Raw genomic sequence first — 10,364 nt, forward strand, 5'->3', positions numbered from 1 at the left:
TTTGTTTAATCGCTTGTGACAAAGAATAATAAGGTTGTCCATGCCGGGCACGATACACATTATAAATACGGTTCAGCCATAATAGAAATGTATATCCCACATCTCCCAACTGTGCCAGCCACTTCATCCGTGTAGTGACAGTATCAAAAATATCTCCGTGCGTCACAAAATAACGCCGGCCGTGACTCTCGTGAATGAAATCCCTTACAATCTTTATATTATAGAATGTCATCGGTGCCAACCCATCCAGGAAATCATCGTGGTTGCCACGAACATAGATCACTTCTGTTCCCTGCTTTTCCATCATCTTCATGATAACTTTGAAGAAATCCGTATGCTTTGCCTGCCACTTCCGGGTGCCGCCTTTGCTCAAGGCCCAGCCGTCGATAATGTCACCATTCAGGATCAATCGCCGGCAGTTGACGGATTTCAGGAAGTTGCTTACTTCAACAGTTTTTGAGTGAGAGGTACCCAAATGGATATCAGACAACACAATGGTAGAATAAAAAGTACGTAATCTCATAGTGTCTGTATTCTTAGTTGCAGGCAAAGGTCAGTTATTCGTATTACGCCGGTATGTAGAAAATATGACAAGTATCTTTCATTTTTTTCGCTGAACTTCCTTATCTTTACAGAAGATAAGCTGCAACTCAGCATAACTTTTTCATGCCAGCATGAAAGTTATACCTTCGATTTGCATTATCTTTACTCCCTCAAAAGAAACTCTCGTATGAAAAAGCCCGGAAATATCCTCATTGTCGATGATAACCGCGGTGTGCTCACCGCTGTGCAACTGCTGTTGAAACCCCATTTCGAAAAGATCATCACGCTCACTTCACCTGTCACACTTACCTCTGTGTTGCGTGAAGAAACTCCATCGGTGGTGTTACTTGACATGAACTTTACATCAGGCATCAATACCGGAAACGAAGGATTATTCTGGTTGCAGGAGATCAAACGCCTGCGTCCCTCCTTGCCTGTGGTTCTTTTCACTGCTTATGGAGATATCGATCTTGCCGTGCGTGGCATTAAAGAAGGGGCTACAGACTTTATTGTCAAGCCATGGGATAATCAAAAGCTGGTGGAAACCTTACTGAATGCAGCCCAAGCCATTCATAATAAGAATAACGGTAAAAGTGCCTCGCCCGTAACCCCTGCCATGTATTGGGGAGAAAGTCCCATCATGCAGCAACTGCGCTCGCTGGTGGAGAAAGTCGCCATAACCGATGCAAATATCCTTATCACCGGAGAAAACGGTACGGGAAAAGAGATGCTGGCACGTGAAATTCATGCACTTTCTTCCCGCCGTACGAAAGAAATGATTGCCGTAGACATGGGAGCCATCACCGAAAGCCTTTTTGAGAGCGAGCTTTTCGGGCATACAAAAGGCTCTTTTACAGATGCATACGCTGACCGTCCCGGTAAGTTCGAAACAGCAGACCATAGCACACTGTTTCTCGATGAAATCGGCAATTTACCCTATCACCTGCAAGCCAAACTACTGACCGTATTGCAACGCCGCAGTATTGTCCGTGTAGGCAGCAACCAGCCTATCGCTGTTGACATCCGTCTGATTTGTGCCACCAACCGCAACCTGAACGAGATGGTACAACGCAATGAATTCCGTGAAGACTTGCTTTACCGCATCAATACTATCCATCTTGAAATTCCGCCTTTGCGCGAACGGCCGGAAGACATTCTTCCTCTTGCCGAACGCTTTATAACACGCTTCTGCAAGCAATATGACAAAGCATTATTACGGCTTTCCGATGCTGCCTGTACCAAATTGAAAACACATCCTTGGTACGGAAATATCCGCGAACTGGAGCATGCCATAGAGAAAGCAGTCATTATCTGCGACGGCAACGAACTGCCGGCGGAACTGTTCCAGTTGCCTAAGCGTCCCGAAACCTCACGCACCGGAAGCGATGCCAGTACAGAAGCAGCCACCCTTGAAGAAATGGAACGGAAAATGATACAGAAAGCTCTGGATACCTGTAACGGCAATCTATCCGCTGTTGCCGCACAACTCGGCATCACCCGGCAGACTCTCTATAACAAAATGAAAAAGTTCGGATTATGAAACATTATTACCGATACATCACCGACCGCTACCTTTTCCGTATCGTCACCTCTCTCCTGTTGGCGGGAGCTGTCACGGTATCCATTATTTATAAAGACCTTCTATGGATCGTCATCTCTTCCTTGCTGCTGTTAACGAGTCTGCGCTGGCAATGGAAACTGTATCGCCGGCATACACAGAAGGTTCTGTTTCTGCTCGATGCCATTGAAAACAACGATGCATCCATCCATTTCTCCGAACACGAAGATATTCCGGACAACCATATTGTAAACCAAGCCCTGAACCGTGTTGCTTCTATATTATATAATGTAAAGAGCGAAACGGCACAACAGGAAAAGTATTACGAACTCATTCTCGACTGCATCAATACCGGTATCCTGGTACTGAACGATGCAGGTGCCGTTTACCAGAAAAATAACGAAGCCCTCCGCCTGTTAGGCCTGGAAGTCTTCACCCATGTCAGCCAACTTAACCGTATTGATGCAAACCTTATGGGACTTTTCGCCCATTGCCGCCCCGGAGATAAGTTGCAAACCCGCCTGTCCAACGAACGCGGCACAGTCAATCTCTCCATCCGTGTCTCCGACATAACCATCCGTCAGGAGCATTTCCGTATCCTTGCCCTGAATGATATCAATAACGAACTGGATGAAAAGGAAATCGACTCCTGGATACGCCTGACCCGTGTACTGACACATGAAATTATGAATTCCGTCACTCCCATCACTTCACTGAGCGATACATTGCTGACACTGATACAAGGAAGCGAAGAATTAAAAGCGAAAAGTGAATCCATCTCTTCCGACAAAGAAACTGCTGACGAAATCCGCAATGGCCTGCACACCATCAGCACCACGGGCAAAGGACTTCTCTCTTTTGTAGAAAATTACCGCCGTTTCACCCGTATCCCCAAACCGGAACCTTCCTTGTTCTACGTCAAAGGTTTTATCAACCGTATGGTGGAACTGGCACGGCATCAATATCCTGATTCCCATATCACTTTCCACTCCCACATCACTCCAGATGATCTAATTCTTTATGCAGATGAGAACCTTATCTCACAGGTACTCATCAACTTATTGAAAAATGCCATTCAGGCCATCGAAGCAGCAGAAATTCCGGAAGGCATCATCACCTTACACGCTTATTGCAATGAAAATGAAGCCGTACTCATCGAAGTATCCAATAACGGTCCTGCCATTCCTCCTGAAGTAGCAGAACACATTTTCATACCTTTCTTCACCACAAAAGAAGGTGGCAGCGGCATCGGATTGAGCATTTCCCGTCAAATAATGCGCCTGTCAGGTGGCAGCCTTTCCCTACATCCCGGAAAGGAAACCATGTTTGTACTAAAATTCAATTAAGAAAATTTGTAATGAAGGATTATATAGAAAAGAAAGTAAAATTCAATCTGAACATTTTACACCTTGCAATTGTTTAAAAATAGACGTAACTTCGCTTTGCGATAACTAAATCCTTGAATAAACAACTTAAATAATACCTAATTTATGATTTTTACAGCAGAAAACATTCTTTTAATTGGTTCTATCTTACTTTTCATTAGTATTATTGTCGGCAAGACCGGCTATCGATTCGGAGTCCCTGCCCTGTTACTGTTCCTTGTCGTCGGCATGATTTTCGGTAGCGATGGTTTCGGACTACAGTTTCATAACGCTAAAGAAGCACAATTTATTGGTATGGTTGCTCTTAGCGTTATTTTGTTTTCCGGCGGTATGGATACTAAATTCAGCGAAATTAAACCGATTCTTGTTCCGGGCATTGTCCTCTCCACATTCGGCGTACTGCTTACCGCCGTCTTTACAGGATTCTTCATCTGGTGGATCTCCGGCATGAGTTGGTCAAATATTTATCTTCCTATCACTACATCCCTACTACTTGCCTCCACCATGTCATCTACTGATTCCGCTTCTGTATTTGCCATCTTGCGTTCGCAGAAAATGAATCTGAAACATAACCTTCGTCCCATGCTGGAGCTCGAAAGTGGTAGTAATGACCCCATGGCTTACATGCTTACCATCGTACTGATACAGTTCATACAATCCGGTGGAATGGGTATTGCAGGTATCTTCGGTTCATTCGTTATCCAATTTATAGTAGGTGCGGCTGCCGGATACCTTCTCGGCAAACTTGCCATCCTCATGCTGAATAAACTCAACATTGATAATCAGGCCCTTTATCCCATCCTTCTGCTTGCATTTGTATTTTTCACTTTCGCCATTACCGATCTTCTGAAAGGAAATGGTTACCTCGCCGTTTACATTGCCGGTATTATGGTAGGTAACAACAAGATAATGCATCGCAAAGAGATTTATACCTTCATGGATGGATTGACTTGGCTGTTCCAAATCATCATGTTCCTTTGCCTCGGTTTGTTGGTAAATCCTCACGAATTACTCGATATCGCTTTGGTAGCAACGCTTATCGGTGTATTTATGATTGTTATTGGTCGTCCGCTCAGTGTCTTCCTCTGCTTGCTGCCTTTCGGTAAGAAGATTACAAACCGTTCGCGACTTTTCGTTTCCTGGGTAGGTTTGCGCGGAGCAGTGCCTATCATCTTCGCCACTTATCCGGTAGTAGCGCAAGTACCGGGTGCCGACGTGATCTTCAATATCGTATTCTTTATCACGATTGTTTCTCTCGTTATCCAAGGTACTACCGTTTCCTTAGCTGCCCGCTTACTGAAACTTTCTACTCCACTGGAGAAGACCGGTAATGAATTCGGTGTGGAATTGCCCGAAGAAATAGATAGTGATCTCAGCGATATGACCGTTACCACGGAGATGCTGGAAGAAGGCGATACCCTGAAGGATATCACTCTGCCTAATGGAGCACTTGTAATGATTGTGAAACGAGGCACGGAATTCCTGATACCGAACGGATCGCTGAAATTACATTTGGGAGATAAGTTGTTGCTGATTTCGGATAAGAAGAGTAGTGATTAATATGTGTGTACTTTTTCTTTCGTTTGCCCGAAAGAAAAAGATACCCAAAAGAAAGGGCACGGGCTACGTCTACGGTGCTACTCCGATACTGCCATGCGCAGACGGGGCTCGAACTCGCTACGCTCAAACAGATCGCCCCTTACCTGCGCCTGACAATATCTCCGCCTAACGCACCTACGCCTATGCCCGAAGGCTGCGCGGTAGAGTGCTGCGCGATATTCCCCCATTTACACCGAATGGTCTCCCGGCCTCACTGTAGGGGCGTTAAGCGTAGAAAGTGTTTTCGGCGTTAAGAAGGGCAGGCTGTTTGAGCGAAGCGAGTTCCTGCCCTTTAGCTGAAAATACTTTCGGAGTAGCCCCGGAAGTGCAGCCTTGATTTTTTCTTTGGTATCTTTCTTTTGCATCAAGGCAAAAGAAAGTACAATTGGTTATTTTTTCTTTTTCTTTCGCCTCCCACCAAAGAATAAATATATAAACTTGCACGACATCACATTTAGCTCTATATTTGCGCAGTTTTAACTAAAGTGTGCAAATTTAACAGATGGAACAGGAACAACACTTCATTGATTACATTGAACAAAGCATCATTCGGAACTGGAACTTAAACGCCTTGACTGACTATAAAGGTGCTACTCTCCAATATAAAGACGTGGCTCGCAAGATTGCAAAATTCCATATTGTACTGGAAAGTTCCGGTATCCAGCCGGGTGATAAAATTGCCGTCTGCGGTCGTAACAGTGCACACTGGGCAGTTACTTTCCTGGCAACCATCACTTATGGAGCTGTTATTGTGCCTATTCTTCACGAATTTAAAGCAGATAATATACATAATATCGTCAATCACTCAGAAGCCAGACTGCTTTTTGTGGGAGACCAAGTGTGGGAAAATCTGAATGAGGACGCCATGCCGCAATTGCTGGGCGTTATTCTGATGACTGAATTCACCCCTGTAGTCTGTCGAGACAAACGATTGATGGAAGCTTTCGAGCACCGCAATACCCTCTACGGACAACGCTATCCTAAAAACTTCCGTCCCGAACACATCTGCTATCGGAAGGATGAACCGGAAGAACTTGCCATCATTAACTATACTTCCGGTACTACCGGATATTCCAAAGGTGTTATGCTTCCCTATCGCAGCCTTTGGTCCAACGTGAATTACTGCCATGAGATGCTTCCGGTAAAACCGGGCGATAATATGGTTGCCATGCTTCCTATGGGACATGTGTTTGGAATGACTTATGATTTCCTTTACGGTTTTTCAGCCGGGGCACACCTCTACTTCCTCACTCGCATGCCGACTCCTAAAATCATCGCACAATCTTTCGCTGAAATCAAACCACGCGTCATCTCATGCGTGCCTCTGATTGTAGAAAAGATTATCAAGAAGAATATTCTGCCCCGTGTAGATAATAAAATAGGTAAGTTGCTGCTTCGTCTTCCTATCATCAATGACAAGATCAGAGCCCTTGCACGCAAAGAAGCAATGGAAATATTCGGCGGTAACTTCGATGAAATTATCGTTGGTGGAGCCCCGTTCAATGCAGAAGTCGAGCGCTTTCTCAAACAGATAGGCTTCCCCTACACCATCGCTTATGGTATGACGGAATGTGGTCCTATCATCTGTTCCAGCCGATGGGAAACCCTGAAGTTGGCATCATGCGGTAAGGTAACCACACGCATGGAAGTGAAGATCGATTCGTCTGATCCGGAAAAGGTGGCGGGGGAAATCATTTGTCGGGGTACCAACCTGATGCTGGGATATTATAAGAACCAGGAAGCAACCTCACAAATCATTGACGTAAATGGCTGGCTGCATACAGGCGATTTAGGCACAATGGATGCGGAAGGTTATGTAACCGTGCGCGGGCGCAGTAAGAATATGTTGCTCACTTCCAGCGGACAAAACATCTATCCGGAAGAGATTGAAAGCAAACTGAATAATATGCCTTACGTTTCCGAGTCGCTCATTGTGTTGCAAAAAGAAAAACTGGTAGCACTGATTTATCCAGACTTTGACGATGCATTTGCCAATGGACTGCAACAAACGGATGTAGAGCGTATGATGGAAGCTAACCGTAACGAACTTAACCAGCAATTACCGGCTTATTGCCAGATCTCAAAGGTGAAGATACATTTTGAGGAGTTTGAAAAGACAGCCAAAAAATCTATTAAACGGTTTATGTATCAGGAGGCTAAAGGTTAACAAAGATATAAGATTAAGTCTATATTTTTAATTAATGTTATAGAACATACTTTTTTATTTGGATAATTTGCAGTTATCCCAAAAGTCCGTATCTTTGCATTGTGTTTTTCATAGTATTAGATTTAAGGTTAACAAAGGTTGGAGTACAGCGGTACTCCTTTTTTTATGTCCGTACGTTTCCTATCTCTCACGTGTATACATCTTTTTCTCCGGTCCTACTCCCTTCACCGTAACCTTTTTCCAATGTGCAGGAAGTACGGAAGATAATTGCTCCACACCGCCATCCGTTATCTGCAATCCACAGAAACCGTTTATAACAGCTTGCAGCAATCCGCCTGCTCCCGTCATAAAGTAAGGATTATCACTGGTGGGCGTTTCCGCCAATACACCGAAAGGAGTACGCAAGTTCGGCTGGTAGCAACGACAGAACATCTCATAGGCACGCTTCGCATCCCCCATCCGGGCATACTGCACACAGAATACGGAATAAGACATGGCCGGACCATTCTGTGGATCAATCTTATCGACATAATATTCCATATCCTTCTTTTGCGATTCAGCATCCCCGACAAAATACAATGGATATCCCAATAAATTCACATCCGCCTGCTTTATCATCTCACCGTTGTATGTGGCATGCTCACGAGTGACTCCATCTTTAAAACGAAGAATACGGATGCCCTTGCCCACTTCTTCCCATATTTCCGGAACAGGCTCATTACATATCCTTGCCGCCTCACAAGCATATTCCAAAGCCCGGATAGCCGCACCATTTGTGAAAGCATTATCATCCACCCCATTTGCATATTCATCGGCTCCCACTACATTGCAAATGGAGTAAGAACCGTCATCATTACGCGTCACACGGCTTACCCAAAAGTCAGCAACCGCTTTCATCAGCGGAAATGCTTTCGTCCGCAGCCACTGTCCATCACGGGTAAGGCAATAATAATTCCAGCAGGCAATACTGATGTCCGCAGTGATATGATGTTCCAGAGGACCTGTCAAAGCAAAAGTAGGAGTCGATTCTTCCCCGTAATCATCACTCTCCCAGGGAAACATAGCTCCCTTGAAACCGTATGCCATTGCTTTCTTGCGGGCAGCCATCAAACGGTCAATACGATAATCGATCATAGATTCGGCAATTCCCTTATTCAGCAACAGCATCGGGGGAAACATCCAAAGTTCCGAATCCCAGAATATATGTCCATTGTAACCTTGCGAAGAAAGTCCCATGGGCGAGATGCTCAATCCGCTTCCTTCCCTGCAAGAAGAATAAAGGTTGAAAAGTGCAAACCGAACCGCCCGTTGTGCTTCGTCATCCCCTTCTATCAGGATATCGCTTTCCCACAATTCATTCCAAAGACTACGATGTGCAGCCATCAGCGAAGTTGTACCTTCATGAATAGCATAAATCACCTGCCGTTCAGCCTCATTATACGGATCGCTAAAGTCACGGGCGGAGCACACAGAACCCACCAAAGCAAAAGAGATTTGCTCTCCTTTCTTCAGATTCAGTACGAAAGACATCTCTTTAGTCACTTCATCATAAAGAGGCTCCTGTGCTGCTCCCTTATTAAAAATAAAAGCGGAAGAAGCGGAAACTTTTTGTTGCCGATGAGCAGATACAGCATAAGATTGCAGCATATACATTTGTGTATCATCCGCCCTCATTTTCCGGAAGCGCTGTGTCGGCTGACTGTATTCTTGGGGAATATCCATCCGGGTAGCAACTTTCAGGGATACATCGGACAGAGCTTTCACCTCCACACGGATAAGCCCTGCATAAGGCATATTTCTTAAAGCGCAAATGCTATAACCCACATCCACTCTCCCGGCTGCCCGAAAACTACTGTTATGAGTTGCTTCTTTCATATCAACACACTGCTTCCAGTTTGTGATACATTCCGTATTCACCTCTTTTCCATCTACATCCATCGACATCAGGAAAGGATTGATTCCTTTCAACACGCGGCTTACCCCCTGAGGGCCATCCGTATCGAACACATGATTCAGTATCACCTGCCGCACTGAGAAAGGTTCTTTCCAGGGAAGAATGCCGATTCCGCCATTCGCCATAGGGGCGCCTACATAAGGAGCATTTATATCAGAAGCATGAAGTTGCCACAAAGTGTCATCTTCTCCTTTCACCATCTGCACAAAGAAAAAAACAAGTAGAAAGAAACAGGAAATGCGTGCTTTCATAATCAATATGGAATTATAGTTTTCTATGCAAAAATAAGTAAAATCCTCAATAATCCGGCAATCAATTGTTATCTTTACTTCCAAACCAAAACTCTGTTATCATGGATATACATACTTTTATGACTAATTATCGGGAAGCATTTGGTGAACGTGCCGAACTTCCCATTGCCTTCTGGTACTCTGACAAACAGGAAAGCGAAACAGAAAAAATTGGCGGTTGCTTCTTCAAGGGCCTCCAACAGGTAAGAGAAGGTAAAACCATCAGCCTGAACAGCGACGTCATAGGATGTGGCGGCGGAAAATTCTACACCGGCTTCACGGAAATGCCGATACACGTACCTAACTTCGTATCTCTGAAAGAGAAGTACAAAAAGACTCCTGAAATGGTAACAGATTTCATAAAGCAAATCCAGGTACCGCGTACAGAAAAGGCCTATCTGCATTTTGCCCGAATAGATAAACTTGCTTCTTTCGATCATGTAGAGGGTTTGCTATTCCTTGCTACACCTGATATCCTGTCAGGACTTACTACATGGGCTTTTTATGATACGAATGCATTCGATACCGTAGCTACTCCTTTCGGTTCCGGTTGCAGTTCCGTTGTAACCCTTACTGTTCTCGAAAATCAAAAAGATGGTAAGCGCTGTTTCCTCGGCTTCTTCGATCCGTCCGTGCGTCCCCACTTTGAAGCCAATCTGTTGAGCTTCACTATTCCCATGTCCCGTTTCAAAGAGATGTATCACACCATGCGCGAAAGTTGCCTGTTCGATACACATGCCTGGGGAAAGATAAAAGAGCGTATCAATGAATAAAACATTGAAAAAAAGTAAAGAAACAATGCCTAACTTTTAATTAGTGTTATAAAAACACTTATATTGGTCTAATCATTTGGAAATACGCAGAATAT

The 10,364-nt window shown here is 44.5% G+C and carries 8 protein-coding genes; 5 read left to right on the top strand and 3 right to left on the bottom strand.

Going from position 1 to position 10,364, the window contains the following annotated elements; genetic code table 11:
• On the bottom strand, positions 1-523 hold a 523-nt coding region (locus BACCELL_RS21845; protein ID WP_081450842.1), incomplete at its 3' end, for a UDP-2,3-diacylglucosamine diphosphatase.
• 207 nt (positions 524-730) lie between these two features.
• On the opposite strand from BACCELL_RS21845, the gene BACCELL_RS21850 reads away from it, so the two are divergent.
• The 3 genes from BACCELL_RS21850 (at position 731) to BACCELL_RS21860 (ending at position 5,046) form a co-directional block, all read left to right on the top strand.
• Positions 731-2,083, top strand: coding sequence for a sigma-54-dependent transcriptional regulator (locus BACCELL_RS21850; protein ID WP_007214264.1), 1,353 nt, complete (start codon positions 731-733; stop codon positions 2,081-2,083).
• The gene (locus tag BACCELL_RS21855; RefSeq protein WP_007214265.1) at positions 2,080-3,447 is read left to right on the top strand and encodes a sensor histidine kinase; all 1,368 of its coding nucleotides are present in this window, start codon (positions 2,080-2,082) and stop codon (positions 3,445-3,447) included. The genes BACCELL_RS21850 and BACCELL_RS21855 overlap by 4 nt, the downstream gene beginning before the upstream one ends.
• 144 nt (positions 3,448-3,591) lie before the next feature.
• The gene (locus BACCELL_RS21860) at positions 3,592-5,046 is read left to right on the top strand and encodes a potassium/proton antiporter (RefSeq protein ID WP_007214266.1); all 1,455 of its coding nucleotides are present in this window, start codon (positions 3,592-3,594) and stop codon (positions 5,044-5,046) included.
• A gap of 264 nt (positions 5,047-5,310) precedes the next feature.
• Here the strand turns inward: BACCELL_RS21860 and BACCELL_RS21865 are convergent, their stop codons facing one another.
• Complete coding sequence (locus BACCELL_RS21865; protein ID WP_007214267.1) at positions 5,311-5,529, bottom strand: hypothetical protein; 219 nt, start codon at positions 5,527-5,529, stop codon at positions 5,311-5,313.
• Positions 5,530-5,587: 58 nt separating this feature from the next.
• Here BACCELL_RS21865 and BACCELL_RS21870 point away from each other — a divergent pair, with 58 nt between their 5' ends.
• Positions 5,588-7,252 carry a long-chain fatty acid--CoA ligase gene (locus tag BACCELL_RS21870; protein WP_007214268.1) on the top strand — a complete coding sequence of 555 codons (1,665 nt, stop codon included), beginning with the start codon at positions 5,588-5,590 and terminating at the stop codon, positions 7,250-7,252.
• 180 nt (positions 7,253-7,432) lie between these two features.
• Here the strand turns inward: BACCELL_RS21870 and BACCELL_RS21875 are convergent, their stop codons facing one another.
• Complete coding sequence (locus tag BACCELL_RS21875; RefSeq protein WP_007214269.1) at positions 7,433-9,457, bottom strand: kojibiose hydrolase; 2,025 nt, start codon at positions 9,455-9,457, stop codon at positions 7,433-7,435.
• A 101-nt stretch (positions 9,458-9,558) separates the two neighbouring features.
• Between BACCELL_RS21875 and BACCELL_RS21880 the strand changes: the two genes are divergently transcribed.
• A complete protein-coding gene (locus BACCELL_RS21880; RefSeq protein ID WP_007214270.1) occupies positions 9,559-10,269 on the top strand; it encodes a DUF169 domain-containing protein in 711 nt (236 codons plus the stop codon).
• Positions 10,270-10,364: the final 95 nt, after the last annotated feature.

This window comes from Bacteroides cellulosilyticus DSM 14838 (genome assembly GCF_000158035.1).
Taxonomy (GTDB): domain Bacteria; phylum Bacteroidota; class Bacteroidia; order Bacteroidales; family Bacteroidaceae; genus Bacteroides; species Bacteroides cellulosilyticus.

Excerpts from the sequence above, each read along its gene's own strand:
- BACCELL_RS21850 (WP_007214264.1), top strand. The coding sequence starts at position 731 with ATGAAAAAGCCCGGAAATATCCTCATTGTCGATGATAACCGCGGTGTG.
- BACCELL_RS21855 (WP_007214265.1), top strand. The coding sequence starts at position 2,080 with ATGAAACATTATTACCGATACATCACCGACCGCTACCTTTTCCGTATC.
- BACCELL_RS21860 (WP_007214266.1), top strand. The coding sequence starts at position 3,592 with ATGATTTTTACAGCAGAAAACATTCTTTTAATTGGTTCTATCTTACTT.
- BACCELL_RS21870 (WP_007214268.1), top strand. The coding sequence starts at position 5,588 with ATGGAACAGGAACAACACTTCATTGATTACATTGAACAAAGCATCATT.
- BACCELL_RS21875 (WP_007214269.1), bottom strand. The coding sequence starts at position 9,457 with ATGAAAGCACGCATTTCCTGTTTCTTTCTACTTGTTTTTTTCTTTGTG.
- BACCELL_RS21880 (WP_007214270.1), top strand. The coding sequence starts at position 9,559 with ATGGATATACATACTTTTATGACTAATTATCGGGAAGCATTTGGTGAA.